Genomic DNA, 26,615 nt, shown 5'->3' with positions numbered 1-26,615 from the left:
CAGCATATGCCATGTAACGGGCTGCCATATACCCTAGGCCCAACAACGCAAAACGGCCGGATACCCAAGGGAACCGGCCGTTTCGAAAGCGAGTGACGCTTAGTGCTGCTTGCCAGTACGGATCTGGTGCACCACACCCATCGCTACCACGATTGCTGCAGCGATACCGGTGGAGATCACCAGGATCTGGTAGTCAGGCATGAAGGCCATGGTCACCAGGGCGGCCACGATGAACGCGATCACCAGGTAGGTCAGCCACGGGAACAGCCACATCTTCAGACGTACTTCCTTGCCTTCGGCAATCAGCTTGCGGCGCATGCGCAACTGCGAGAAGGCAATCACCAGGTACACCAGCAGGGCGATCATGCCGGTGGTGTTCATCAGGGTTTCCAGCACGTCTTTCGGGCGCAGGGTCTCGCTGAAGTTGATCAACGCGCACACCACGGCCACGGCGCACGAGCCCATGATCGCGTACACCGGTACACCGGTGCCGGCGCGGGTGATCTTGAAGAACGACGGCGCGTCGCCACGCTGGGCCAGGGAGAACAGCATGCGCGAAGCGGTGTAGTGGCCCGAGATCAGGCAGCTGCTCACCGAGGTCAGCACCACGAAGTTCATCAGCAGCTCGGCATATGGCACGCCCAGCAGTTCAAGGGTGCGGCGGTAGGCGCCATAGCCGGAAGCGCCCAGGTGCGGGTCGTTCCACGGTACCAGGCAAACGATCAGGAAGATCGACCCCACGTAGAACAGGCACACACGCCAGACCACCGAGTTGGTCGCCTTGACGATCTGCGCGGCCGGGTCCTTGGCTTCAGCTGCAGCGATGGTGACGATTTCTGCACCGAGGAAGGCGAACATCACCCCGAGCAAGGCACCGACCACGGTGGTGATGCCGTTGGGCATGAAACCTTCGGCGGTGAGGTGGCTGATGCCACGCACTTCACCGAACTGCCAGATGTTCAGCACCGCAGCGGTACACACGATCAGGAAGCAGACGATCGCGATCACCTTGATCAAGGCGAACCAGAACTCGAACTCACCGTAGTGCTTGACGTTGAAGAAGTTGACGGTAATCAGCAACAGGGTCGTGGCCAGCACGAACACGTTGACGCTGACGTCGGGGAAGAAACCATGCAGGATCTTGCCCGCCACATAAGCTTCCCAGGCCATGAGGATGACCCAGTACCACCAGTACAGCCACCCGATGGTGAAACCGGCCCAACGGCCAATGGCGCGATCGGCGTAGGTGGAGAACGAACCGGTGTCTGGCGAGGAAGTCGCCATTTCACCCAGCATGCGCATGATCAGCACCACCAGGATGCCGCCTGCCAGGTAGGCCAGGACAGCGGCTGGGCCGGCGCTGTGAATCACGCTGCCGGAACCGACGAACAAGGCGCCGCCGATAACCCCGGCGATCGACATCATCGTCAGGTGGCGCGACTTCAGCGAGGCACTGAGCTTGCTCTCGTGCCCGCTTTTCGCGGTGGTGGTTGTGGATGTTGCGTCCATCAGTTGTGTACCCCGTGCTTCTTTTTATCCAAGGAAAACTGTGAAACCCGATGGCTGGCGGTTTCACCTGTACATCAGTGCTAATGCGCGCAGGATGGTGTGAGCGAACACACGCAGGCCTTCCATGGCGGCCTGCTGACGCGCCCCAGAGCTGGCGCCTGGGGCGAACTGAACATGCTTTAGGTGGCGATATCTGACACCTAATGTAAAAATGTCCGACGCAGAGAGCCATGCACAGTGGCATGAAACTCGCACTGCACTGTACAGGTCGCCCATGCAATACACCTTGCAAACGCCGGGCGATACGCACCCTGAAGGCCCCGAATGTTCGAATTACATCCAGACTCCTCGACCCCGCTGGTGAACCAGATCATCGACGGGCTGCGCGAGCTGATCGACAACCAGACCCTCAAGCCAGGCGCCAAAGTCCCCTCGATTCGCGCCTTTGCCGCGAGCTATTCGGTGAGCACCTTCACCGTGGTCGAGGCCTACGACCGTCTGGTCGCCCAGGGCCTGCTGGTAAGCCGGGGCAATGCGGGGTTCTTCGTCAACCGCGCGGCGGGCGAACTGCTGGACCAGCACAATGCCGAGGCTGATACCAGTCGACCAACGTTCAACTCCGAGTGGTACCTGCAACAGATCTTCGAAATCCGCCAGTTGCCGTTCAAGCCGGGGTGCGGCTGGCTGCCTAACGACTGGATGTACGAAGACGGCCTGCGCCGCGGCCTGCGCCAGGTGGCTGGCAGCCCGCTGGAGCTGTCGGGTTACGGCGACCCCATGGGCCTGCCGGAGCTTCGCGCATTGACCGCGCAGAACCTGCAGCAGGAACTGTCGATCGTCGCCAACCCGGCGCAGCTGATGCTTACCCACGGCGCCAGCCAGGCCCTGGACCTGGCCGCGCGTACGCTGGTGCGCCCGGGCGACGTGGTGCTGGTGGACGACCCCGGCTACCCCAACCTGATGAGCATCCTGCGTACCCAGGGCGCGACCCTGGTCGGCGTGCCGCGCACACCGGCCGGCTACGACCTGAACCAGCTGGAGCAGTTGCTCACCCATCACCGCCCCACTGCGTTCTTCACACAGCCGCACCTGCACAGCCCGACCTGCTCGCGTACCCCGCTGCCGCAGCTGCACCGCCTGCTGCAACTGGCCAGCCAGCACGGCTTCCGCCTGGTGGAGAACAACCTGTACGCCGACATGGTCGCCGAACCGCAGCCATGCCTGGCCAGCCTCGACCACCTACAGCAGGTGGTATACGTGGGGAGCTACTCCAAGAGCATCTCGCCCAATGTGCGCGTTGGCTACATGCTGGCCAACCCCGAACTGATGCAGAAGCTGCTGCACCTGAAGATGCGCTCGGGCCTGACCACTTCACAGGTGATGGAGCGCGTGGTGTATGCCGCGATCATCGACGGGCGCTGGCGCAAGCACCTCAAGCGCCTGCGCCAGCGCTTGGCCGAAGCGCACCAGGAAGTTGGCCGGCATCTGCATCGATTGGGCTTCGAGCTGTTCATCGAGTCGGATGAAGGGATGTATATCTGGACCCGCCACCCGGCGATTCCGGACAGCGCGGCGTTGCTGGATGATGCGCTGGAGAAAGGCATCATGCTCGGGCCCGGGCAGTTGTTCATGGTCGATGCCAAGGCGACCGGGTGGATGCGGTTCAACGTGGCGTTCAGTACCGAGCCGGCGATGTGGGAGTTGTTGGAGAAGGTATTGGTGAAGCATGTGCGGCGGGGTGGGGTGTAACGGATTGCGGGGTGTTCGCCACAACACTTTCAGCGCCTGAGAGATCGAGCGCCGCCCGCGCGGCGCTTCGCGGGACAAGCCCGCTCCCACATCTGTTTCGGGCCAATCCCTCCTGCGAGCTCACCGTGGCTCGCCTTGTTTGTTCCATTCGATATCGAGAGGAAGCGCAACGGCTTTTCATCTATTTACAGCCATGCACCAAGGCTGCAACCCATTTGGCACAGGAATAACTGGCCCGAAACAGATGTGGGAGCGGGCTTGTCCCGCGAAGCGCCGCGCGGGCGGCGCTCGATCTCACAGGCGCTGAAACTATCATGGCAAGCACCTCAAGCACCTGCGCCAGCGCTTGGCCGAAGCACACCAGGAAGTTGGCCGGCATTTGCATCGATTAGGCTTTGAACTGTTCATCGAGTCGGATGAGGGAATGTATATCTGGACCCGTCACCCGGCGATTCCGGATAGCGCGGCGTTGCTGGATGATGCGCTGGAGAAAGGCATCATGCTCGGACCCGGGCAGTTGTTCATGGTCGATGCCAAGGCGACCGGGTGGATGCGGTTCAACGTGGCGTTCAGTACGGAGCCGGCGATGTGGGAGTTGCTGGAGAAGGTATTGGTGAAGCATGTGCGGCGGGGTGGGATGTAGGGGGAGATGTGTGTGGCGGGGTATTCGCCACAACATCTTCGGTGCTTGTGAGACCGAGCGCCGTTCGCGCGGCGCTTCGCGGGCCAAGCCCGCACATTTGTTTCGGGCTAGTCCTTCCTGTGAGGGCACCGCTGTCCGCCTTGTCCCTTTGGTATTCAAGATTGCGCCGCTGCACCTCATCAATTACCAACAATACCACCTGGCTTTTTACCAGTAGCGCATAACGATTGATTCAGATAAATGACTCCATTACCTGGCTAGATAACAAATTAATGGAGCCCTAAGAATGCTATATCTATATAACAATGATGAGATTGCCACCACCCTGCACGATAACGGTACATCTTCGATTCTGCGAACTAACGTTCATGCACTACTCTTCGTACATAAACAATCAGGCAGTGAACGTACAGAACTGCTCGCGCGTGACGTGAAAGGCTCAACCTTGACGCTGTTGACCATCAACAGCACGGCACCGGTAGCTTTCAATCCATGGGGATATTTTCAGGCGGCTGGGGGCATGCTGGCGGGATTCAAGGGAGAGTACTGCGATCCTGTTACCTCTGATTACTTGCTAGGCAACGGCTATCGCGGTTACAACCCGATGCTGATGAGATTCACAAGCCCGGACTCAGTGAGCCCATTCGCAGCTGGCGGTATCAACTGCTACGCCTACCTGTCGGGGGACCCTGTAAATGCCTCTGATCCGACGGGGCATATGCGGGCCAAGGTTCTGCTGAGGGAGCCCAATCTGGGGGTATTTACGTCCAGAAAACGATTCTGGAAGAAGAAAGAGCTCAACATCTATGCTCACGGAAAAAATTCCAAGGTCGCCGGAATGGATGCAGATGCACTTTACGAACACCTGTCCCGCCAGAAAATCAGCTTTGATGGCTACGAAAAAATACACGTTATCGCTTGTCACTCTGGGGAACCTGGACCAAACGGGCAACTGTCGTTCGGCCAGCATTTTTCAAATAAAACCCGGAAAATCGTAAAAGCATATAGCGGAACCGTCAGCACGATATCCAATCCACAACAAGATAACCAATACACAAGAATCAAAATCCTGCGACAAAACATTTATAAAACCAAAGACTTCAACTACACCCCAGTCACGTTTCAACCTATGGTTGAACAGGCCTCAATCATTCGGAGTCGCACGTAATACACCTGCAAGACGGCCCTTTCGATCAGGGTGCCCCAAGGGGACATCAAAGAGGTGAAGAACTGGACACGATGATGGCCAATTAGTAGCATCCGCTCCAACTGAACGTTACGGACAATCTCAGTCATGGATCGAGCTACCGGGGTCATTCGACGCCCAATTCATCACCCCATCCGCCCCTTGATCACTTGGGAAGAAGCATGGAAAGGGCCCGACGAGGGCTTGATCCGGTGCTGGGAGATTGGCCGTGAGCGGGCCCTGACCCAGCCAGAACTTGCCCGGCACTGCATCGATGGTGCACTTCCGGTGCTAGGTTGGAAAGGTGGCCATGATCGCGCATTGAAGAAACCGATGAAATACGGCTCGTTCAAGTATCTGGCGCAATGGCAGGGCCTTCGCGGCGAGGACCTGTTCATCGATACGCGAACAGAGCTCACCCTGACCTGTAAACACACCGGCATGCTAACCACCTTCACACCGGACCAGGAAAAGTACGCCAATGCTGTGATCCTGACGGAATAGAAACGAGGAACAGGGAATGGTCGCGAACATTGCGATCGTGAGCGAGGCACATTGGCAGCGTGCGGTGTTTGGTTGATGGCCATGATGGCGCTCAGTGAGTTGTTTCTTGATCTGTTCGCCACGGAGTGGCCTAGATAGAGCGCCCTATTTGGGTCTGGATACAGGACACCCACAAGTCATCACCACTCAGGCTCAGAGGTGGACATGACAGCCGAAATGCGGTCTTTGTGGGAGATCGCCCAGCCCTTTGGACTGCGCTGCCGCGCAGAGAACTGAGTTCGCAGGCGGTCCGCGTACCGTGTGGGAGCGGGCGTGCCCGCGAAGAATCCCACACGGTGCCTGGCACCGGCTGCGCCGGTGTTCGCGGCTAAAGCCGCTCCCACAGGGTCCCTGCCAACTCGATGAGTCATGTGCAGTTCGATGAGGAGCGGCCGGGGTCAGGCTGTTGCCATGACCGGGTAGTCAGTCAGGCCACGGGCATCACCACCGAACAGCGTGGCCCGCTCGTGCTCGGCCAGGGGCGCATTCAGCTTCAGCCGTGCCGGCAGATCCGGGTTGGCCACGAAAGGCCGGCCGAACCCGACCAGGTCAGCCCAGCCCTCCTCCAGTGCACGCCGCGCACGTTCGCCGGTGTACTTGCCGGCATACACCATTACCCCTGGGAACACCGTCCGCAGTTGTTGCTTGAAGTCCACCGGCATGTCCGGCGCGTCATCCCAGTCGGCTTCGGCAATGTGCAGGTAGCCGATGCCGATCTCGCCCAGGCGCCGGGCCGCTGCGGTATAGGTGGTGACCGGGTCGGCATCGACACAACCATTGAGCGTGGTCAGCGGCGCCAGGCGTACACCTACACGCTGGGCGTTGCCCGTGCCTTCGACCAGCGCGCGGGTGACCTGGTCGAGGAAACGCAGGCGGTTTTCCAATGAACCACCATAGCGGTCGGTGCGGTCGTTGGCGCCGGAATCGAGGAACTGGTTGACCAGGTAACCATTGGCCGCGTGCAACTCGACACCGTCAAAACCGGCCGCCATGGCATTGCGCGCAGCCTGGCGGTACTGATCGATGATCTCGGCAATTTCCGCTTCGCTCAACGCGCGCGGCCGGGAGGCCTGGACAAAGCCTGGGGTGCCGTCGGCATTGTCGATGAACACATTCACGCCTTCGGCTTGCATCGCCGAGGACGACACCGGTGCCTGGCCGCCGAGCAGGCTGCTGTGGCTGAGGCGGCCGACGTGCCAGAGCTGGGCGAAGATGCGCCCGCCCGCGGCATGCACCGCCTCGGTGACCAGGCGCCAGCCATCGATCTGTGCCTGGGTGTAAATGCCCGGGGTGCGGGCGTAGCCCTTGCCCAGTGGCGAGATCCAGGTGCCTTCACTGACGATAAGCCCGGCACTGGCGCGTTGCGCGTAGTACTCGGCCATCAGCGCGGTCGGTACATCGCCCGGCTGGGCGGCGCGGGAACGGGTCATCGGCGGCATCAGTACGCGATTGGGCAGGTTCAGGGCGCCGAATTGCAGGGGTTGGAACAGCGGATCTTGAGTCATGGCGAGCATCTCCGTAAGTCGAATCAGGGGTCAGGCGCGGCTGACGACAGGTTGTGGCTGGGCAGGTACGCGGCGGTCGAGGCGGCCGCTGTACAGGGTCAGGGCCAGGGCACCGAGGGTGACCAGCGCGGCGATCCACGGGGTGTGGCCGAGGCCGAGCTGTTGCACCACCTGGGCACCGCCCCAGGAACCACCGGCCACACCCAGGTTGAAGGCGGCGATATTGAAACCGGCAGCCACGTCGACGGCGTCGGGGGCGACCTTTTCCGCCTGCTGTACCACGTACACCTGCAGGCCTGGCACATTGCCGAAGGCCACCGCGCCCCAGGCCAGTACGGTCAAGGCGAGAGGCATTTGAGAATCACCTGTGGAAGGTTGGGATGGGTGAATTCTCGAGGGACATGGAGATGGGAAAAAGGTAGGGGCGGGACAATGAGTTTTGATCTGGAAGCAAAGGTTGCGACTGGGCTGTTGCAAAAGGGTCAATCTTTTGGGTTGCCCGCGAATGGAGGGCAAAGCCCTCCCCTTGCGTTGAAACCACCAAGTCCTGGTCAGCATGCTTAACCGACGAAGTGAACGCATCCCAGGCTGGCAAGATCAAGACCGCGCAAGTCATAATTACTAATAGTTAAGTCCCTGGAGGTCTCATGCAAGATCTACGTCAGTTGCGCTACTTCGTGGCCGTCGCCGAATGCGAGAACGTCGGCCGGGCCGCCGAGCAGCTGCATATTTCCCAATCTCCCCTCAGCCGGCAGATCGCCCAGCTGGAAAACAACCTGGGCCTGGCCCTGTTCGAACGGCGCAACCAGCGCCTGTACCTGACCAGGGACGGTCGCACCTTCCTGGCCGAGGCGCGTGGCCTGCTCAAGCATGCCGACCGCCTGGAATCGCTGGGCAAGCGCCTGGGCCGTGGCGAGGAAGGCGGGCTGTGCATCGGTTACGTCAACCATGCCATCCATGCCGGCGTGCTGCCGGGCGCTGTGCGGGCGATTCGGGGCGAGCGCCCGAACATTCACATTGCGCTGTACAACATGACCCCCAACGAACAGTTCGAAGGCCTGCGTCAGCGCAGCCTGGACATTGCCCTGGTTTGCGAGCCGCCGCCAAAGAATGACCCCGACCTGCGCGGCCAGCCGGTGCTGGATGACCCACTGCTGCTCGCCATCCCGGCCGCGCACCCGCTGGCCAGCAAGGCCGAGCTGACCCCCGCCGACCTGCACGAACAGGACTGGATCATCACCGGTGGCCAGCCCGACCAGGGCCACAAGCGTGACGATTTCATCGCCCGCTGTGGCGATGCCGGCTTCACCCCGCGCCTGTCGCTGGAGGCCAACGACCCGTTGAGCGTGCTAGGCCTGGTGTCCGCCGGCCTGGGGCTGGCCATGGTGCAAAGCAGCCTGTCGGCCAGCGCCGGGCCGACCGTGGTGCTGCGCCAGCTGGACTGGTTCCAGCCCAGCGAGCAGTTATGGGCGGTCTGGCACCAGGTCGACTTGCGGCCAATCGTGGGCATTTTCCGCGAGCGGGTGCTGGCCTTGGCAGACGCAAGGCTCGACAAGTCGATACAGGTCTGAACTAAGTCGAATTCCGTCTTTTACAGTCTCATTGCGCATCACTAGGATGGCTCCATCGATGCAACTCACCCACAGGAGCCATTCCATGAACATCGACCTCGGCGGACGCACCGCCATCATCAGCGGCTCGACCGGCGGTATTGGCCTGGCTATCGCCCGCGGCCTGGCCCGCGCCAACGCTGACGTAGTCATTGCCGGCCGCAGCCAGAAGTCGCTGGATGCCGCCCTGGCCGAACTGCGCGAGCAAGGCGGCCGTGGGCAGATCCACGGCGTGGTCGCCGACCTGGGCACCGCCGCCGGTGCCGAAACCCTGTTCGCCGCCCACCCACGGGCCGACATCCTGGTCAACAACCTGGGCATCTACGACGACGTCGACTTCTTCGAGGTGCCCGACAGCGAGTGGACGCGCTTCTACGACACCAACGTGCTGAGCGGCGTGCGCCTGGCTCGCCACTATGCCCCGGGCATGGTGGAGAAAGGTTGGGGGCGGATCCTGTTCATCTCCTCGGAGTCGGGTATTGCCATCCCTGCAGACATGATCAACTACGGCGTCACCAAGGCTGCCAACCTGGCGGTTTCGCATGGTCTGGCCAAGCGCCTGGCCGGCACCGGGGTAACCGTGAACGCCGTGCTGCCCGGCCCGACCCTGACCGATGGCGTGGCCGCGCTGGTAGCCGATGCAGCCCAGGCGTCCGGGCGCAGCATTCGTGAAGAAGCCGACAACTTCGTGCGTACCGCACGACCGAGCTCGATCATCCAGCGCGCCGCCGATGTCGACGAAGTCGCCCACCTGGCCGTGTACCTCGCCTCCCCTTACTCCTCCGCTACCACGGGCGCAGCGCTGCGCGTCGACGGCGGCGTGGTAGACAGCCTGGCTATCTGAATTCAACCGGGGGGTGCTCTGCCGAAAGAGGGCAAAGGCGCAGGGGGGACGCGCCTCTACTAAAGGCCGTGTGCGAGAACTTGGATACCATTCGGTGACAAGGTATGCTGGGCGATAGCTAAACGCCACTATCCAAGGCAGGCTTCATGCCTGCCTTCAAGGACGAGCCCTTTGCCCAGCCACCCTACCCGTCACACCATCGCCCGCCAGTGGCAGTTGCTCAAGCTGCTGCCCGGCCGTCACCCGGGGATGAGTTCCACCCAGTTGCAGGCAGCTCTGAAAACCGCGGGCCATACCACCAGCAAACGCACTGTCGAACGCGACCTGATCGAGCTCGCGGCGCTGTTCCCGCTGCAGTGCAACAGCAAGGGCATGCCCTACGGCTGGTACTGGCAACCGGGCCTGAGCCTGGGCGAAGCGCAGCAACTGCAGCCCGATGCGCTCACATCCCCGAAACAGATCGAGTTGCACGCCTGGGTCGACGACGCGCTGGCCCGGCGCCTGGATGCGTCACCCCTGTCGGCAGATATGCAACTGAAACCGCAAGCGGACGGCGGCGCCAGGCTGATAGCCACCGTCGACGACAACCGCGCGCTGATGGGCTGGCTGCTTTCCCAGGCCGGCTCGATCCGCGTGCAGGCACCACTGGTACTGCGCCAGGCCATGCTCGAGCAGCTGCGCCAGAGCCTGGCGTTGCACGAGGATGGTTGTTGACCGGCAAGCAAAAGTCATTGTCCCCCGAGCCGCTTTTTCCCACAGGTGGCCCTGCGCAGAATCTACTCCTGACAACGCCTCACTATCAGGAGTACCCGATGCAACGCTTCAAGCCCCTGCTGCTCGCCGTCGCCCTGGCGAGTACTGCCCAGGCCACCCTGGCCGCCGACTGGCAGACCTCACCCTACGGCAAACAGGATGAAATCGGCGCCGCCAACCTGCTCACTCCCGAAGTGGTCAAGCAGGCGGTCGGCCTGGTCAAGACCGGCAAGACCTACCCGCTGGCCGTGCCGGTCAGCAAAGACCTGCCGGCCTTCCGCCACCGCAGCTTCCACCTGTACAACATCCAGCCTGGCGAGCAGGCCGGCCAGACCCTGGGCCGCAACAAGTTCAGCTTCAACGATGAACTGGTCAACGGCTGGACCGGCGTCGGCACCCAGCTCAACAGCATCGGCCATATCGGTATCGACAACGTCTACTACAACGGCAACAAGGCTGCCGACTTCGTCACCGTCGAAGGCGTGACCAAGCTGGGTGTGGAAAAAGTACCGCCCATGGTCACCCGCGGTGTGGTGCTGGACATGACCGCGCACTATGGCAAGGCCATCGTGCCGGGCGGCACCTCGATCACCGTCGATGACATCAAGGCCGTGCTGAAGAAAGAAGGCATTACCCTGCGCAAGGGTGACGTGGTGCTGTTCAACACCGGTTGGCTGGAACTGATCGGCAAGGACAACCAGCAGTTCCTCGCCACCGAACCGGGCATCGACCTGCCGGCGGCCGAGTGGCTGGCGGACCAGGGCATCGTTGCCTTTGGTGGCGACACCTGGGCATCGGAGGTGTACCCGAACCCTACCGGTGAAGAATTCCCGGTCAACCAGTTCATGCTGGCCAAGCGTGGCATCTACAACCTGGAGCTGATCGACACCCGTGCGCTGGTCAAGGACAAGGCGTTCGAGTTCCTGTTCGTGCTGGGGCAGCCGCTGTACAAGGGCTCGACCCAGGTAAACATCAACCCTGTAGCGATTCACTGACTATCAGTGCCATTGGGCTCTGACCTGTAGGAGCAGCCTTGTGCTGCGAAGGGGCCGGTATGTCTGACAGATTTCTGTAAGTCATACCGGCCTCTTCGCAGCACAAGGCTGCTCCTACAAGGGGGAGCGTTCGGGCCGTTAGAACGTACCGGGGAACGCCCCACCATCGATCAACAGATTCTGCCCGGTGATGTACCCGGCATGCGCACTGCACAGGAACGCGCAATACGCGCCGAACTCGCTGGCATTGCCAAAGCGCGCCGCCGGGATGGCATTGCGCCGCGCCTGGGCGGTGGCTTCCACATCGCCACCTGCCGCCTTCAAGGTCTTCTGCAGGCGCGCTGTGTCGAACGCCCCAGGCAGCAGATTGTTCAGCGTCACGTTGCTGCCCGCCAGGCGCTGCTGACGGGCCAGGCCGGCGATGAAGCCGGTCAGGCCACTGCGTGCGCCATTGGACAAACCAAGAATATCGATCGGCGCCTTCACCGCGCCGGAAGTGATGTTCACCACCCGGCCGAAGCCGCGCTTGGCCATGCCATCGACCACCGCCTTGATCAGCTCGATGGGGGTAAGCATGTTGGCATCCAGTGCCTTCAGCCAGTCCTCACGCCCCCATTCACGGAAGTCACCCGGTGGTGGGCCACCGGCGTTGTTGACCAGGATATCCACCTGTGGGCAGGCCGCCAGCAGCGCCTGGCGTACTTCGGCGTCGACGACATCACCGGCTACGGTGCGCACCTCGATGCCCGGGCAGGCCGCGCGCAACTCGGCGGCGGTCTGCTCCAGGGTGGCCTGGGTACGGGCATTGATGACCAGGTTGACGCCTTCTTTGCCTAGTGCTTCGGCGCAGCCTTTGCCCAGGCCCTGGCTGGCCGCGCAGACGATGGCCCAGCGGCCGGTAATGCCTAGATCCATTGGGTTGCTCCTTGATGCAATGCAGTTACAAGGTCACTGGATCGGCGAAAACGCGGCAGGCATCAACAGCTTCGACTCCATCCGCACCAGCATCGGGAAGGCCACGGGGATGAAGCGCTCCAGCCAGTCTGCATCGCGGTACAGGGCAGCGCGGCGCTCGATGCGGTCGTCAAGGCTCTCGTAGGCCCAGATGTGCACCACCTGGTTCAGTTCGCCAATCTCGGTGTACCACCAGCCCACCAGCTTGGCGTAGCGGGAGATCACCGGCAAGCCTTCCTTTTCGAAGTGCTCCAGGTATTGCTTCATCTTGCCGATGTGCAGGGTGTAGGTACGCATTTCATAGAACATGGTCGTGGTTCCGCTAAAGGTTCAAAGGTTGCCGTGGTAGGCGTCGGTGATCAGGCGCTCGACATCGCGCGCGGTGGTCAGGCGTGGATTGACCAGCACGTTGCCGCTGCGCATCGAGTCGCTGACCATCTGCGGCAAGAACTCCAGGTCCACGCCCAGTTCACGGATGGTCGCGGGGATACCGATGGCCTGGTTCAGGGCCACTACCGCATCTACCGTACGCGCTGCAGCCTGCTCCACGCTGAGCCCGGTCACATCAGCGCCCAGGGCAATGGCGATGTCGCGGAAGCGCTCCGGACAGGCCGGCAGGTTGAACTTGATCACGTATGGCAGCAGGGCGGCGTTGGCGATGCCATGGGGGATGTTGAACACCCCGCCGAAGGTGTGAGAAATGGCATGCACGTTACCCAACCTGGATTGCGAGAACGCCACCCCGGCCAGGAACGAGCCCAGCAGCATCTGCTCGCGGGCGGCCATGTCGGTGCCGACGAAGTAGGTTTTTTCCAGGCTGCCGGCAATCATGCGAATGGCTTGCAGGGCCATGGCCTGGCTGATCGGGTTGGCCTGGCGCGACACATACGACTCGATGGCGTGGGTCAGCGCATCCATGCCGGTGGCGGCGGTGATGGCCGCGGGCAGTTTCAGGGTCAGTGCCGGGTCGAGAATGGCCAGACGCGGGAACAGCTGCGGGCTGACGATCACCGTCTTGAACAGCGTGCGCTTGTTGGTGAACACGGTCGACGCGGTGCATTCGCTGCCGGTACCGGAGGTGGTCGGGATGGCGAAGATCGGCAGCGGCGGCTGGAGCAGTTTGTCGTAACCCTCGTAGTCGAGGATGTTGCCAGGGTTGGTGGCCATCGCCGCCACGCCCTTGGCGGTGTCGATGCTGCTGCCGCCACCCACGCCGATCACGGCGGTGCAGTTACGCTCTTTGAGCAGCGCCACGGCAGCGTCCAGCACGTCGGTGCCGGGGTTGGCTTCAACGGCGCAGAACAGCTGGTAGTCGATGCCCGCCTGCTCCAGCGAGGCGAAGAAGCCGGCCAGGATGCCAGCGTCGATCAGGCCCTGGTCGGTGACCACCAGCAGGGTGCCGTCCATGTACGGCTTGAGCAGCGCACCGGCCTGGTCGGCCAGGCCCGCGCCACATTTGGCAATGGTGGGGAAATGAAACTGGAATTGGCTCATGAGGGGTCCTCAGGCAACTGCGTTGTTCTTGTTGTGCCCACCGTGACGCTGGCGGGCCGTGCCGAGGCAATCTAGAGCGCGGGCCAGGCCCGTCGATAATGAAAAGAGCTGATCCGCCAATAACCACTGCTTATCCCCTGCCCGGGTAATAAGCAGGCGTTATTGGCGGATCAGCTCTTTTCATTACCCGCCCCGCCAGCAGCACTCCAACAATCGGCCTGCGTAGCTGCTACGCCTCCCGATAATCACAACAACGAGCTCCTGCGATGAAGACCATCCCCTCTCCGGCCGACCTGGCGCTGACCGCTGCGCCCCCGATGACCACGGTGCGCTGGCGCATCTTCCTGATCCTGTTGCTGCTGACCGCAATCAACTACATCGACCGCGCCTCACTGTCGGTGGCGCTGCCGCTGATCGCCCCCGAATTCAACCTGACGCCAGCCATGGAGGGGCTGATGCTCAGTGCGTTCTTCTGGTCGTATGCCTTGATGCAGATCCCTGGCGGCCTGCTGCTGGACCGCTTCCACACCCGCGGTATCATTGGCGCGGCAACCGTGGCCTGGGGCCTGTTCCAGGCGCTGGGCGCGGCCTCGCACAACTGGCTGGTACTGCTGCTGACGCGCATCGGCCTGGGCGTGGCCGAGTCACCGATCATGCCCGCCGGGGCCAAGCTCAATGGTGCCTGGCTGACGCCCAACGAACGTGGCCGTGGCGCGGTGCTGGTGGATGGCGGCGCGCCGCTGGGCAGTGCCTTGGGGGCGATCCTGATTTCCGGGTTGATTGCCTGGCTGGGTTCTTGGCGTTTGGCCTTCGTGGTGGCCGGGGTCGGCACCGTGTTGGCCGGCATCCTGGCGTGGAAGTACATCCGCAACCACCCCAGCGAGCACCCGGGGGTTAACGAAGCCGAGTTGCGCCACATCACCGAAGGCAACGCCAGCGCTCATGCTGCGGCAGCCAAGGCCAGCCTGCCGCTGCGCGAGCTGCTCAAGGACCGTTCGATCTTTGCCATGTTCGCCGGCTACAGCTGCATCCTGGCGGTGTTCTACGGCCTGCTGACCTGGATGCCGAGTTACCTGCACAAGGCCCATGGCCTGAACATCTCGGCCATGGGTGGGGCGACCTTCCTGATCTTCATGTGCGGGTTTGTCGGCGAGCTGATCGGTGGCTGGATCGGTGACCGCTGGCGGGCCAGCGGTGCCTCGCCGAACCTGGTAATGCGCACCATGTTCAGTGGTTCGGCGCTGGTAGCGGCACTGTGCATCCTGGCAGCAGCCTATGTGGGTGAAACCGTCGCGGTGATCAGCCTGCTGTGCGTGGCGATGTTCTTCATCCGTTGGTGCGGAATGTACTGGTGCCTGCCGGCGATCATCGGCGGGCCGTCGCGCACCGGTGTGCTGGGTGGCACCATGAACTTCTGCGGCAACATGGCTGGGGTGCTGGTGCCGATCGTGATCGGGCTGATCGTGCAGTTCACCGGGGATTACTTCTTTGCGTTGATCTTCTTTGTGGTGGCGGCGGTGTTGATTGCAGTGTTTTCCAGCTTGATCGATTACCGCGAGCGGCGGTTCTGAGGTAAGACCGGTTGGGCCGCGCTGTCGCACAGATAACTGAATTCGCAAGCGATCCTCGTACCCTGTGGGAGCGGCTTTAGCCGCGAAGAATCCAGCGCGGTGCATGGCACCGGCTGCGCCGGTGTTCGCGGCTAAAGCCGCTCCCACAGGGTCCCTGCTAATTCAATGTGTCATGTAGGGCTCAACCGGCCGTAAGCTCCTCCACCAGCAACCGCGCCGCCGGCGACAGCGGCGCTGCCACCCGGTGTACGATACCGAACGGCTCGCTCAGTGCCCGCAGCTGCACTGCCAGCGACACCAGCAGCCCGCGCTGCTCGGCGTAGGCCGCCACCGCGCTGGGGATCACCGCCACCAGCGTTGGGTCATCCTCCAGCAGCATGAAGGTGGCGAAAGTGGAAAAGGTTTCCAGCGGGTAGCGCGGCACCTCCACCCCCGCCTCGCTCAACTCACGCTCCAGCGCCTGGCGCATGGGCATGTTGGCCGGGTAGACAATCCAGCGGTACTGGCTCAGGTCGCCAACTTCCAGCCCCGCCACCCCGGCCAGCGGGTGCAGTGGGTGCGCGACCACCGCCAACGGCTCCTGGGCCAGCTCGACAAAGGCGTAGTCTGCCGCGTTGCGGCCCAGCCCCGGCCGGCAGATGGCCAAGTCCAGGCGCCCTTCATCGAGCTGGGCCAGCAAATTGGCACTGGTGTTCTCGGCGATCTCCACCGCCAGTTGCGGCTGCTTGCTGCGCAGCCGCCCGAGGGCGCCGACCAGGATCGGCATGGCACCCATGATGCTGCCCACCGCCAGCCGCCCGCCCTGGCCCTGGACGATGCCCAGCACCTCTTCGCGCAAATGCCCCAGGTCGCTGTGGATCAACCGCGCGTAACGCACCACGCAACGGCCTATGTCATTGGCAACCAGGCCGCTCGGGAGGCGCTGGAACAACGGCACACCCAGCACCTCCTCCACCTCGCGCAAGGCCTTGGTGGCCCCGGGCTGGGAAATCGCCATGGCCTCGGCCGCCTTGTGCAGGGAGCCGCAGCGGTCCAGTTCGATGAGCAGGCGTAACTGACGCAGGCGCAGGCGGGAGAAAATGGAGTCCAGAGAAGGGATCATCGGGCAGGCTCGGCATGGCTCTTGTAATGCCCAGCACTATAGAGAGTCGCAAACGAGCGATTGTTGAGTATGCAGCAAATGACCTTTGCCCAAGATGCACGCATGTCCGCCTTCCCCTGTAGGAGCAGCCTTGTGCTGCGAAGAGGCCAGTACTGCCTGAACATGTGTATCGCTCGTACCGGCCTCTTCGCAGCACAAGGCTGCTCCTACAAAGGTGTACGGCTGAAAAACAGGGTAACGATCTGCCGGCGTTGGTAGCGTCTGAAATCTCTATTGTAGGTATCCCACACTGAACGGATGCGAGGAACACTACATGGATCGTGCTGAGGCCAACCTGCTACGGCGGGGGCGTTTTTCCGAGCCTGGCAGGCTGTACCTGCTAACCACTGCCACCCAGGCACGCAAGCCGCTGTTTCAGGATCTTCGTACGGCTCGCCTGGTCATCAGGGAGCTGAGGCAGTCGGAACGCCTTGGCGCTTGCCGCTCACTTGCCTGGGTGCTGATGCCTGACCATTTGCATTGGCTGGTAGAGCTGCATGCCGTCACATTGAGCAGCCTGATGCGGCAGTTCAAATCACGATCTGGTACGGCATTGTGCAAGGCGGGCGTGAGCCCGGGACAAGTCTGGCAACGCGGGTTTCATGACAGAGCGCTGCGCCAGGACGATGATGTGCGCAAGGTAGCCCGATACATCATTGCCAACCCTCTGCGGGCCGGCCTGGTAGCAGAGATTGGCGATTATCCGCACTGGGACGCAGTATGGCTCACTGACAGCCTGCACAACTCCTTGTAGGAGCAGCCTTGTGCTGCGAAGAGGCCAGTACTGACTGAACATGTGTATCGCTCGTACCGGCCTCTTCGCAGCACAAGGCTGCTCCTACAGGTGAGGCGTTCAGTGCCGGTTACGGCGCGACAGGCAGGCATACCCCAGGCCCAGCACGCTGGCCGCCAATACACCCAGCAGCACCATCAGCTCGCGGCTGTAACGGGCCACCCAGGCCGGGAAGCCGATAACTTCGCGGTACACCTGTACGTCAGCCTTACCATCGGCGTGACTGATGCTGACCCCGCCCTGGCGGATCTGCGAATAGTCCGCATCGAAATACACCCATACCTTGCACGTGCCACCCGGCTCGACGACGGGGATATCCACTTGCATGGTGGAGGTTTCCAGGATGGTGTCATTGCCAGCAGCATCACGTACCTGCACCAGGCCTTTGGCCGGCAGGCGGATTTTCACCTGGCGCACCTGCGCATCACCACTGTTGCGCAACTCGATGAGCAAACCGGTGCGGTGGTCGACCAGCCCGGCCTCGAAGGGCTTGGCGAACAGCTGGGCATACGGCGCCTGGGCCATCTCGATCAACCGCTCGACCTGATCGTGGCTCAGCCCTCCCTCGCTGATGGTGTTGATACGCCCCTGCAACTGCTCGTACTTGAGCTGCTCGCTGGCCTTGCTGATACGTTCGCTGAACTGGCTGGGATAGGTGAGGTAGGCATAGGTCAGCGATGCCTCCAGACGCGGGTTACCTCTGAGCACCCCATAGGCGGCCAGCAGAACTACCAGGCCAAGCAGCACGGCTACGAGGAGTTTCCCCACCTTGTCCCAGCTCAATGCGAACTTCCTTCTATCGTGATACAGACGATTCAAACTGACCAAGGGTGCCAAGTTCACGGCCCCCAGGCAAGCCTGACTAAGGCTCTTGCTCGCCTGCCCGTGCCTGGCGCAACTGCTGTAACTGGCCGTCGATCAGCGCCTTGGCCATGCCTGCCAGGTAGTAGGTGGCCTGCATCATCACCTTGCGGTCGCCGGGCCGGTCGATGGCCTTGCGGGTGAGTTCGGTAATGCAACCCATGATGCTCGAGGCCTCCATCAGCGCCGTCCGCATTGGCAGTTGCGCCTTCATCTGCACCAGTTCGGCACCGCCGTTGCCAAAACGGCCCGCTGCGCGCACGACATTGAGGTTGCTGTTTTCTTTCGGGGTGTCTTTGTCCATGTCCATTCCTCGGGTTACGAGCGTGCCGAGACTAGGGCGCTGCCCGCCCCGCCACAATCACCTTGGGGGTGGAAAGGCTTACTTTCGGAAATGGACTACAAGAACCCTACAAAGGGACGCTCTGCCACCGGTCAGGCTATTGACCGGCACCCGGCGGTGACGGACGATCAACCTCCCTCACACAAGGACGAACACCATGCTACGGATACTGGGCAGAGCCTCTTCCATCAATGTACGAAAAGTCCTGTGGGCGTGCGCCGAGTTCGAGGTTCCGTTCGAGCGCGAAGACTGGGGCTCGGGCTTCAAACCCACCGACAGCGCCGAATTCCTCGCGTTGAACCCCAACGCCATGATCCCGGTGATCCAGGATGGCGACTTCACCCTGTGGGAATCCAACAGCATCATCCGCTACCTGGCCACGCGCTACGGCGCCACCGCGTTCTACCCGGGCGAAGCGCAGGCGCGGGCCAGGATCGACCAGTGGATCGACTGGCAGGCCTCGGACCTCAACCGTGCCTGGAGCTACGCGTTCATGTCACTGGTCAGGCACTCGCCCGCCCACCAGGACCCACAGGCCCTCGCGGCCGGTTGCGCGGACTGGGCGCGCTACATGCACATTCTCGACCGCCAGCTGGCGGCCACCGGTGCCTATGTGGCCGGCAGCCAGTTCACCCTGGCCGACATTCCCATCGGCCTGTCGGTCAACCGCTGGTTCGAAACGCCGTTCGAACACCCGCACCTGCCGGCCGTGCGCGACTATTACGAGCGGCTGAGTGAGCGCCCGGCCTATCACCTGCATGGCCGCAACGGTACGCCGTGATGGCAGCAGATTAACAGCTAGTACAGGACCTTGGGGCTGCCTTGCAGCCCATCGCGACACAAGGCCGCTCCCACAGGGACGGCGCTCGCTTGACTTGTGGGAGCGGCCTTGCGTCGCGAAAAGGGGCGCAAAGCGCCCCCAGGACCTCAGCCCCTTAAACCGCTGCCCGATCCCCCAACGCCACCGCCCGCCCACGCCAGGCAAACATCAAGACCATTACCAACCCAACCGCCGCCATCGCCGCCCCCGCCAGGGAAACTGCCGAATACCCCAGCCCGGCATTGATCACCGCCCCACCCAGCGCCGCACCTATCGCGTTACCCAGGTTGAACGCACCAATATTCACCGCCGACGCCAGGTTGGGCGCATCCTTGGCCGCCTCCATCACCCGCATCTGCAGCGGCGGCACCAGGGCAAAGCTGGCAGCGCCCCACACCAGGATCGCCAACGCAGTCGGCAGCGGCCAGTTCATCACCAGCGGGAACACCAGCAACACCGCAATCAGCACGGCCAGTGACAGCATCAGGGTGCGGTCGATCGAGCGGTCCGCGGCCTTGCCACCCCACACGTTGCCCAACGTCAGGCCGACACCGAACAACACCAGCATGGCCGTGACGAAGGTGGTGGAGGCTGCCGCCTCGCTGTGCAGGATCGGCGCGATGTAGGTGAATACCGTGAACATCGCGCTGGAGCCCACCACGGTCAGCAGCAATGCCGCCAGCACCGGCCCGCGGCCCAGCACGCGGATTTCGGCCATGGCCCCGTCACCCTTGGGCGACGGCACATTGGGCAGTGCATACCAGAGGGTTGTCATTGCCACCAGGCCAAGCCCGGCGATGCCCCAGAATGCCGTGCGCCAGCCCAGCATTTCACCGAACCAGGTCGCCAGCGGCACCCCGCCGATGGTGGCCAGGGTCAACCCCATGAACATGGCGGCCACGGCCCCGGCGCGCTTCTCGGGCGGTACCACGCTGGCCGCGACGATCGAACCGATGCCAAAGAACGCGCCGTGGTTGAGCGAGGTGACCACGCGGGCGACCAGCAGGCTGGCATAGTCGCTGGCCAGCGCCGACATCAGGTTGCCCAGGGTGAAAATGGCCATCAGACCGATCAACAGGTAACGCCGCGGGATCTTCACCGTGGCCAGGGTCATCAGCGGAGCCCCGATCAGCACACCGATCGCATAGGCACTGACCAACAGCCCGGCAGCCGGGATGGAAACGCCAAGGTCGGTGGCGATGCCGGGCAACATGCCCATGGGGGCGAACTCGGTGACCCCGATGCCAAAGGCACCGATGGCGAGTGCGACAAGTGGTGGATTGATACGCATGGCAAGCTCCTTATCTATGCTGCAAATGCTACGATCCGAAGCCGAGCCGCACTAGACTGCGTTTTTGCGAACCACCTTTGCTTAAGAGGCACAAATGGACTTCAGTGGAAGATCCGGAGAGATGGAAATATTTGCCAAGGTGGCACAAGAGGGTAGCCTGTCCGCCGCCGCCCGGGCGCTGGGGCTGACGCCTTCGGCGGTCAGCCGCATCCTCGCGCGCACCGAACAGCGGCTGGGCACCCGCCTGCTGCTGCGCACCACCCGCGCGATCACCCTCACGCCCGAGGGCGAAGCGTACCTGCGCGGTGCACGGCGGGTGCTGGCCGACATGCTCGAAGTGGAAGAGGCCATCACCGACCAGGGCGTGCCACGTGGGCGCTTGCGAGTCAGCGCAGCGCTGGGCCATGGCCGGCTGACCGTGGTGCCGTTGCTGGCGGCGTTCAGCGCGCGCTACCCGCAGGTGCTGGTCGACCTTACCCTCAGTGACGAAGTGGCCGACATTCTCGGCGGCCAGGCCGACGTGGCGCTGCGCTTTGGCCGCCTGCCGGACAGCTCGTTGAGCGCCCGCGCCATTGGCGAAACCGGCCAGGTGATCGTCGCCTCGCCCGAGTACCTGGCGCGCTGTGGTACACCGCTTGTGCCGGAGGACCTGGCCCGGCACAACTGCCTGCGCTTCAACTTCCGCCGCGCCGCCCCCGACTGGCCGTTCTGCCGCGACGGGCAGGCGTTCTCATTGAAGGTGACAGGCAATATCGAATGCAGCAGCGGCGAAGCCCTGGCGCAGTTGGCCAGGCTCGGCGCCGGTGTGGCACGCATCGGTACCTTTACCGTCGCCGATGACCTGGCCAACGGGCAGCTAGTGCCGTTGCTGGAGGCGTACAACCCCGGTGATCGGGAGCCGATCCATGCAGTATTCGTGGGCGGCCCGGCGATGCCGGCGCGGGTGCGGGTGTTCGTGGATTTTCTGGTGGAGCAACTGTCAGGCCTGCGCTGTCGCGTAGAAAACTGAATTCGCAAGCGGTCCGCGGACCCTGTGGGAGCGGCTTTAGCCGCGAAGAAGCCAACGCGGTGCATGGCACCGGCTGCGCCGGTGTTCGCGGCTAAAGCCGCTCCCACAGGGTCCCTGCTAACTCAATGAGTCATGTGCAGTTCCAAGAAAGCGGCATCCGCTGATCAGGCAGTACAATGACGCACTTTTACATCAGCCATGCAAAGGACCGCCCATGCTTTACGTCGTCATGCTCGGAGGCCGCCACCCCGGCGCCAAGATCGAAGTCCACGATGTGGTGTTCGCCCAGGCCGACACCTTCGAACAGGCCTACCCGCAATTGCGCCAGGCCTGGTTCGGCAGCCCGCAAGGTTTGCACATCGACTCGTGGCTGGAAGTGCACGGTATCGACGGCCAACGCATTGAACTGCGCCCGAACGCCCCCGCCCCTGGTGCCCTGCGCCTGTACTTCATCAACCTCGGTGGCTACGAACGCGAGGTGTTCGGCGAGGCCCACCGCTACCTGCTGGTCACCGCCCACACCAAAGCCGAGGCCAAGGCCCTGGGCAAGCAACGCATGCAGGCAGAGTGGCTGAAGCCGCATACCGATGCCTTGCTGGATGTCGACGATTGCCTGGCGATCGACCAGGTGGCAGGGCAGTTCGTGCACCTGGTCGAAGGCGCGCATGAGCCGGTAGTGGTGCGTAGCGACTACATCCTGATCTGACGCCGACAGCCCCCCGAAGCGCGCGGTACACTTGCCTTCAGCTCACGCTCAGGAGTTGTTTCATGCCCTACCCCATCGAACAGAAACTGGTCATCGGCGTTGCTTCGAGTGCGCTTTTCGACCTCACCGTCTCGGACGACATCTACCAGACCCAGGGCGTCGAGGCTTACCGCCAGCATCAGCAACAGAACCTGGACGAACCGTTCCCCAAGGGCGTGGCATTCCCGTTCATTCGCCGCTTCCTGAGCATCAACCAAGCCTTCCCCGAGCAGTTGCCGGTGGAGGTGGTGCTGCTGTCGCGCAACTCGCCGGAAACCGGCCTGCGGGTGTTTCGCTCGATCAACCACTACCAGCTGGACATCACCCGCGCGGCGTTCATGTCGGGCCGCTCGCCCTACGAGTACATCCCGGCGTTCAACGCCTCGCTGTTCCTCAGCGCCAACGAAGAGGATGTGCAGAAAGCCATCGACGCCGACTACCCTGCCGGACGAGTACTGCCGACGCGCATCTACGATGACGAGATCGACACCGAACTGCGGGTGGCCTTCGACTTTGACGGGGTGATTGCCGATGACGAGGCAGAGCGCGTGTACAAACGCGACGACAACCTGGACGAGTTTCAGGAGCACGAGCGGGCGCGCAAGGGCATCCCGCATTCGCCGGGGCCGCTGGCAGACCTGTACCGCAAGCTTTCGCTGATTCGCATGCTCGAGGACCGTAAGTTGGCCGAGGACCCGGCATACAAGCGGATTCTGCGGATTGCGATCGTGACGGCGCGCAATGCGCCTTCCCATGAGCGGGTGGTAACGACGTTGAAAAACTGGGGCGTGTCGCCGGACGAGTGCTTCTTTCTGGGGGGGATGGAAAAGCCCAGGGTGTTGTCGATCCTGAAGCCGCATGTGTTCTTTGATGACCAGCGCAGCCATTTGCAGTCGCCGGCGGGGGATTTGCCGATGGTGCACGTGCCGTTTGGGGTGGCGAACAGGGAGGCGTTGCGAGGGCCGGCACTGCCGGGGGACTCGCGACAAGCTGCGGCATCTGACGCAACTGCCTTGTAGCAAGCGTTCGAGATTCCTGCGTTGTCCTGATTACACTGAATGATGTCAATATGGCATCATTCGCGCACGAATCCTACATGCTATCCCGAAGACGGGATCTACAAGCAGTCGCCAACAGTACACAGGAGTACCCATGGCCAATGAAATGACATTGAGCAAGTTGAACGAGGCGCTGGATTGGGCCTATGACAAGGCCATGAATGGTATTCCGGGAACCGGTACAGCTCTGGAGTTTGCGCAGGAGTACCGCAGGAATAACGATACCATCCTCGACGCCGCCAACTCCCTGATCCGCTGGCAGAATACCAAAGCCGCCACCTCTGGCTTTCTTACTGGTCTGGGCGGGATCATTACCTTGCCAGTGGCGGTACCCGCCAACGTCGCCAGCGTCATGTATGTCCAATTGCGCATGATCACAGCCATCGCCTATCTCGGCGGCTACGATCCACGTGATGACCGGGTCAAGGCATTGGTATACACCTGCCTGGCTGGCAATGCCGCCAAGGACATTCTCAAGGATGTAGGGGTGGTCATGGCGACCAAGCTGGCCACTAATTACATCAGCAAGATCAGTGGCGCTACCCTGGTGAAGATCAACCAGGCCGTAGGCTTCCGCTTGCTGACCAAGTTTGGCACCACTGGCGCGATTAACCTGGGCAAGGCAGTGCCTTTGCTCGGCGGCCTGGTAGGCGCAGCGTTCGACTCGGTGACAACCAATACCGTCGGCAACGTCGCCAGGGACCTGTTTGCCGCAAATCCGGCCCCCAAGCCCACTGCTGCTGCGAAAGAAGAAACGTTCGCCGATTAACCCGTGGACGGTGACTGCAACCGCACCAGCGTGCTCCCTTTTGTGGAGGGTGTGGCCAAGCTGTACGGCGGCACCTACAACCTGCTGGCCCAGGCACTGGACGCCAGCCGCGGCTGACCCACCTGGCGGGTGCCGAACGTACGACGCGCCGTGCGGCGATCTACCGCACGGCGCGTCGCCCCTTCTCTAAACGACGGTAAAGGTCATCTGGCTGACAACGGCCATGGCCTTGGGCTTGATCGCCGAGACGCCTTGATCCCCAAGCGCATCGTAGTGATGCAGATTGACCAGGTTCTCAGCGATTGCCCGTTCAAGTTCGGCTCCAGGGTTGATCGGGTAACTGAAAGTGACCGACAGACTCGCACCAGCTTCCACCTTCTGGTTGTCCGGGTTCCAGAACTGCACCGCAAGGTTGGCTGAATAACCGGCGGGCAGCGTGAAGGTGGCGCCGGTCTGCATCCCATCGCCCCCCAGCGTCAAAGGCCCGAGCAACACCGGCACCTGCTGGGATGTGAGGGTATCGCACAGCAGACTGACCCGCGTGCCCTGCAAGCCACTGGCGAACAAGGTGATGGTGATCGGAGACGTGCTGAAGTTTGCCGGTACGGTCAGGCGCTGACGACGTATCCACTGGGTAGCGGTGACCGGAGTCTGGGTACGGATGCCAAACGTGGGGGTCTGGCCAATCAGCTTCGCAAGGTCCAGCCAGTCACTCACCGACGGAATCGTGGCCACCAGTGCGTTCGCGCTCACCTGGGCAATCAGGTTGAAATAACTGTCTGGCGGCAACGCCGGGGGCGTCCAGACGAAGGGCTCTTCACCGACGCCGATATGCCCTGCGGGCGCACTTACCGGTGTGCTCTCGTGGCCGCTGACGGTGCACAAGGCATTTCCCTTGAACGTGGCCGGAAGCAGAAATACTTGCGCGGGTGCATAGTACAGCGAGAAGGCATTGGCATCGTTATCGCTGCCACCGTTCATGCCACGCAGGTAATAGTAATTGGGCACGGCTGCGACAGGTTGCGCGTTATAGGCCTGCTCCCAACTGCTGACGGTGCTGAACACATTCTGCGCATTGGCTACCGGCTCGCTGCTCTGGATTATGTCCGGGCATTGCCCCAGCGGCCCCTTGAACGGCACGCTGCCGGTTGAGGCCAGGTTGTTGCGCAAGTAAAGCGTCTGGCTGGCATCCAGGCTGTTGCTGAACAGGTTCAAGACTGATTCACTCATGACGATTCACTCCCTGTTAACCATCAAATGACATGCAAGCCGTCAGCACCCAGCAGTACCACCGGGCGCGGACGAATATCGGCCACTTCGGTAGCGGCATAGGCCCGGTGCAGCGCGTGTGACATCGCGAAGTCCACCAACCCCCGGTCCAAAGCTTCCTGCAGTTCTCGAGGCGTACCGTCGGCGTAGTACGTCGGGGTAATGTCGAGCGCCGCACCGGGCTGCGAATCAGGGCCGTTGTTACGGTACAGATTGATGGTAAGCAGCGCACTGTAACCAGGGTCCAGGGTGCAGCGCACGCCGACGAATTGGCCCGCAGGTGGCATGGCGACGTTGTTGATGGCGATTGGCTTGCCAGTCGAGTCCGGTTGGCTGCAGCTCATCGTCAGGGTCCAGCCAGTCGCCGGGAAGCCCAGGTTGGTGATTTGCAGTGAATACTCGCGGCTGCCTGCCGTCACGTCGCTGGGGATGATCAGTTGGGAACTCATCTGCCGGGTTGGCGAGCGCCCCGACTGCATCGACACATTGCGCCAGCCGAACTGCAGGTTGTTGGTGATCAGCGCCGACATGTCCAACTGGGTGAATACATCCGGAAACGGATTGCCCGCATTGTTCATCCAGGTGATGAAACAGTAGTGATCACTGCCACCGCCCGGCGGTTGCGGGTTACTCCAGACAAAGGTATCGCTCGCCACGCCGATGCTCGACGACGCGAGGCTGACGATGGATGAATCGTAGTAAGGCTGCGTGCCGTCCGGGTGATCGCGGTCGGTGGGAATGCCATACTTCGCCCACTCGCTGGGCCACTGGATGGAGGCACAAGGTACCCCATACAGCTGCACCTTGGTGGTGCTACTGACAGCCGCGCCATTGCGCCCACGCACATAGATGTAATTGGGCGTGCCCTGTGTGATGGTGCCCGGGGACTGCGTTGCGTAGCTGTTCGCCGTGGCCAGCGCCGTCTGGAAGTTGGCGACCGGCTCGGTGCCGGCTATCCAGATATCCGGCGAAGCCGACAACGGCGAGCGGGCCGGCACGGTGCCATCGCTATTCAGGTTGGGGCGCAGGTAGATACCCTTGTCATAGGTGCCACTCAAGGCCGCGGCCCTGCCCAGCGACTGGACAGTTGGCCCGCGCAGCACCTGGCCATGACCGACAACGGGTGGATTCTTGGTTACGATCAACATTGCCAAACTCCT

At 62.4% G+C, this 26,615-nt stretch carries 25 protein-coding genes and 2 pseudogenes; 15 read left to right on the top strand and 12 right to left on the bottom strand.

The genetic code is table 11. The annotated features are described in order from the left end of the window. Positions 1 to 99: 99 nt before the first annotated feature. Positions 100 to 1,509 (bottom strand): amino acid permease, encoded by a 1,410-nt coding sequence (locus tag CAY82_RS04775; protein WP_087500143.1) that lies wholly within the window; start codon positions 1,507 to 1,509, stop codon positions 100 to 102. A gap of 324 nt (positions 1,510 to 1,833) precedes the next feature. Between CAY82_RS04775 and CAY82_RS04770 the strand changes: the two genes are divergently transcribed. The 4 genes and pseudogenes from CAY82_RS04770 to CAY82_RS04755 all read left to right on the top strand — a co-directional run bounded on the left by CAY82_RS04770 (position 1,834) and on the right by CAY82_RS04755 (position 5,591). Then, a complete protein-coding gene (locus CAY82_RS04770; RefSeq protein WP_087500142.1) occupies positions 1,834 to 3,258 on the top strand; it encodes a PLP-dependent aminotransferase family protein in 1,425 nt (474 codons plus the stop codon). A gap of 319 nt (positions 3,259 to 3,577) precedes the next feature. After that, positions 3,578 to 3,901 (top strand): annotated as a pseudogene (locus tag CAY82_RS04765) (aminotransferase class I/II-fold pyridoxal phosphate-dependent enzyme); the annotation flags it as partial. A 286-nt stretch (positions 3,902 to 4,187) separates the two neighbouring features. Further along, positions 4,188 to 5,069: an RHS repeat-associated core domain-containing protein gene (locus CAY82_RS04760; protein ID WP_087500140.1), complete on the top strand. Its 882-nt coding sequence runs from the start codon at positions 4,188 to 4,190 to the stop codon at positions 5,067 to 5,069. A gap of 126 nt (positions 5,070 to 5,195) precedes the next feature. Then, positions 5,196 to 5,591 (top strand): hypothetical protein, encoded by a 396-nt coding sequence (locus tag CAY82_RS04755; RefSeq protein ID WP_087500139.1) that lies wholly within the window; start codon positions 5,196 to 5,198, stop codon positions 5,589 to 5,591. Between the two features lie 437 nt (positions 5,592 to 6,028). Here the strand turns inward: CAY82_RS04755 and CAY82_RS04750 are convergent, their stop codons facing one another. Both CAY82_RS04750 and CAY82_RS04745 read right to left on the bottom strand, forming a co-directional pair. Then, a complete protein-coding gene (locus tag CAY82_RS04750; RefSeq protein WP_087500138.1) occupies positions 6,029 to 7,135 on the bottom strand; it encodes an alkene reductase in 1,107 nt (368 codons plus the stop codon). 30 nt (positions 7,136 to 7,165) lie between these two features. Then, positions 7,166 to 7,477 (bottom strand): annotated as a pseudogene (locus CAY82_RS04745) (MFS sugar transporter); the annotation flags it as partial. A 305-nt stretch (positions 7,478 to 7,782) separates the two neighbouring features. On the opposite strand from CAY82_RS04745, the gene CAY82_RS04740 reads away from it, so the two are divergent. The 4 genes from CAY82_RS04740 to CAY82_RS04725 all read left to right on the top strand — a co-directional run bounded on the left by CAY82_RS04740 (position 7,783) and on the right by CAY82_RS04725 (position 11,337). After that, positions 7,783 to 8,706 (top strand): LysR family transcriptional regulator, encoded by a 924-nt coding sequence (locus CAY82_RS04740; RefSeq protein ID WP_087500137.1) that lies wholly within the window; start codon positions 7,783 to 7,785, stop codon positions 8,704 to 8,706. Positions 8,707 to 8,791: 85 nt separating this feature from the next. Continuing rightward, the gene (locus CAY82_RS04735) at positions 8,792 to 9,589 is read left to right on the top strand and encodes an SDR family NAD(P)-dependent oxidoreductase (protein WP_087500136.1); all 798 of its coding nucleotides are present in this window, start codon (positions 8,792 to 8,794) and stop codon (positions 9,587 to 9,589) included. 171 nt (positions 9,590 to 9,760) lie between these two features. After that, positions 9,761 to 10,303 (top strand): WYL domain-containing protein, encoded by a 543-nt coding sequence (locus CAY82_RS04730; protein ID WP_087500135.1) that lies wholly within the window; start codon positions 9,761 to 9,763, stop codon positions 10,301 to 10,303. A 98-nt stretch (positions 10,304 to 10,401) separates the two neighbouring features. After that, positions 10,402 to 11,337: a cyclase family protein gene (locus CAY82_RS04725; RefSeq protein WP_087500134.1), complete on the top strand. Its 936-nt coding sequence runs from the start codon at positions 10,402 to 10,404 to the stop codon at positions 11,335 to 11,337. 138 nt (positions 11,338 to 11,475) lie between these two features. On the opposite strand, the gene CAY82_RS04720 is transcribed toward CAY82_RS04725, so the two are convergent. From CAY82_RS04720 to CAY82_RS04710, 3 genes are read right to left on the bottom strand one after another with little or no spacing between them, the layout of a single operon-like run. Further along, positions 11,476 to 12,252 (bottom strand): SDR family oxidoreductase, encoded by a 777-nt coding sequence (locus CAY82_RS04720; RefSeq protein WP_087500133.1) that lies wholly within the window; start codon positions 12,250 to 12,252, stop codon positions 11,476 to 11,478. A gap of 33 nt (positions 12,253 to 12,285) precedes the next feature. After that, positions 12,286 to 12,600, bottom strand: a complete 315-nt coding sequence (locus CAY82_RS04715) for an NIPSNAP family protein (protein WP_013972037.1) — start codon at positions 12,598 to 12,600, stop codon at positions 12,286 to 12,288. 21 nt (positions 12,601 to 12,621) lie between these two features. Continuing rightward, positions 12,622 to 13,785, bottom strand: a complete 1,164-nt coding sequence (locus CAY82_RS04710) for an iron-containing alcohol dehydrogenase (RefSeq protein ID WP_087500132.1) — start codon at positions 13,783 to 13,785, stop codon at positions 12,622 to 12,624. Between the two features lie 266 nt (positions 13,786 to 14,051). Between CAY82_RS04710 and CAY82_RS04705 the strand changes: the two genes are divergently transcribed. Beyond that, entirely contained in the window at positions 14,052 to 15,356 is a 1,305-nt protein-coding gene (locus CAY82_RS04705; protein ID WP_087500131.1) for an MFS transporter, read from the top strand. A gap of 181 nt (positions 15,357 to 15,537) precedes the next feature. On the opposite strand, the gene CAY82_RS04700 is transcribed toward CAY82_RS04705, so the two are convergent. After that, positions 15,538 to 16,458 (bottom strand): LysR family transcriptional regulator, encoded by a 921-nt coding sequence (locus CAY82_RS04700; RefSeq protein ID WP_087500130.1) that lies wholly within the window; start codon positions 16,456 to 16,458, stop codon positions 15,538 to 15,540. Positions 16,459 to 16,771: 313 nt separating this feature from the next. Here CAY82_RS04700 and CAY82_RS04695 point away from each other — a divergent pair, with 313 nt between their 5' ends. Beyond that, positions 16,772 to 17,251, top strand: coding sequence for a transposase (locus CAY82_RS04695; protein WP_087500129.1), 480 nt, complete (start codon positions 16,772 to 16,774; stop codon positions 17,249 to 17,251). Positions 17,252 to 17,350: 99 nt separating this feature from the next. Here the strand turns inward: CAY82_RS04695 and CAY82_RS04690 are convergent, their stop codons facing one another. Together CAY82_RS04690 and CAY82_RS04685 are read right to left on the bottom strand one after the other, a co-directional pair. Beyond that, complete coding sequence (locus tag CAY82_RS04690; RefSeq protein ID WP_087500128.1) at positions 17,351 to 18,073, bottom strand: hypothetical protein; 723 nt, start codon at positions 18,071 to 18,073, stop codon at positions 17,351 to 17,353. Between the two features lie 79 nt (positions 18,074 to 18,152). Next, positions 18,153 to 18,455 carry a DUF3077 domain-containing protein gene (locus CAY82_RS04685; RefSeq protein ID WP_087500127.1) on the bottom strand — a complete coding sequence of 101 codons (303 nt, stop codon included), beginning with the start codon at positions 18,453 to 18,455 and terminating at the stop codon, positions 18,153 to 18,155. A 196-nt stretch (positions 18,456 to 18,651) separates the two neighbouring features. On the opposite strand from CAY82_RS04685, the gene CAY82_RS04680 reads away from it, so the two are divergent. Beyond that, positions 18,652 to 19,275, top strand: coding sequence for a glutathione S-transferase family protein (locus tag CAY82_RS04680; protein ID WP_087500126.1), 624 nt, complete (start codon positions 18,652 to 18,654; stop codon positions 19,273 to 19,275). A 154-nt stretch (positions 19,276 to 19,429) separates the two neighbouring features. Here the strand turns inward: CAY82_RS04680 and CAY82_RS04675 are convergent, their stop codons facing one another. After that, positions 19,430 to 20,605 (bottom strand): MFS transporter, encoded by a 1,176-nt coding sequence (locus tag CAY82_RS04675; RefSeq protein WP_087500125.1) that lies wholly within the window; start codon positions 20,603 to 20,605, stop codon positions 19,430 to 19,432. A gap of 94 nt (positions 20,606 to 20,699) precedes the next feature. Here CAY82_RS04675 and CAY82_RS04670 point away from each other — a divergent pair, with 94 nt between their 5' ends. From CAY82_RS04670 to CAY82_RS04655, 4 genes are all read left to right on the top strand, one after another. Next, positions 20,700 to 21,614 (top strand): LysR family transcriptional regulator, encoded by a 915-nt coding sequence (locus CAY82_RS04670; RefSeq protein ID WP_087500124.1) that lies wholly within the window; start codon positions 20,700 to 20,702, stop codon positions 21,612 to 21,614. Positions 21,615 to 21,828: 214 nt separating this feature from the next. After that, positions 21,829 to 22,320, top strand: coding sequence for a DUF1543 domain-containing protein (locus CAY82_RS04665; RefSeq protein ID WP_087500123.1), 492 nt, complete (start codon positions 21,829 to 21,831; stop codon positions 22,318 to 22,320). Between the two features lie 62 nt (positions 22,321 to 22,382). Continuing rightward, on the top strand, positions 22,383 to 23,378 hold the full coding sequence (locus CAY82_RS04660; protein WP_256576226.1) for a 5'-nucleotidase: 996 nt from the start codon (positions 22,383 to 22,385) through the stop codon (positions 23,376 to 23,378). Between the two features lie 133 nt (positions 23,379 to 23,511). Next, complete coding sequence (locus CAY82_RS04655; RefSeq protein WP_087500122.1) at positions 23,512 to 24,186, top strand: EcsC family protein; 675 nt, start codon at positions 23,512 to 23,514, stop codon at positions 24,184 to 24,186. Between the two features lie 186 nt (positions 24,187 to 24,372). On the opposite strand, the gene CAY82_RS04650 is transcribed toward CAY82_RS04655, so the two are convergent. Together CAY82_RS04650 and CAY82_RS04645 are read right to left on the bottom strand one after the other, a co-directional pair. Further along, positions 24,373 to 25,416, bottom strand: coding sequence for a hypothetical protein (locus CAY82_RS04650; RefSeq protein ID WP_087500121.1), 1,044 nt, complete (start codon positions 25,414 to 25,416; stop codon positions 24,373 to 24,375). Between the two features lie 23 nt (positions 25,417 to 25,439). After that, positions 25,440 to 26,603 carry a hypothetical protein gene (locus CAY82_RS04645; protein ID WP_087500120.1) on the bottom strand — a complete coding sequence of 388 codons (1,164 nt, stop codon included), beginning with the start codon at positions 26,601 to 26,603 and terminating at the stop codon, positions 25,440 to 25,442. Positions 26,604 to 26,615: the final 12 nt, after the last annotated feature.

It is taken from the genome of Pseudomonas sp. SID14000 (genome assembly GCF_002165135.1).
GTDB lineage: Bacteria > Pseudomonadota > Gammaproteobacteria > Pseudomonadales > Pseudomonadaceae > Aquipseudomonas.
Note: the sequence above shows the minus strand (reverse complement) of the source record. Positions and strands in the feature narration are given on the sequence as shown.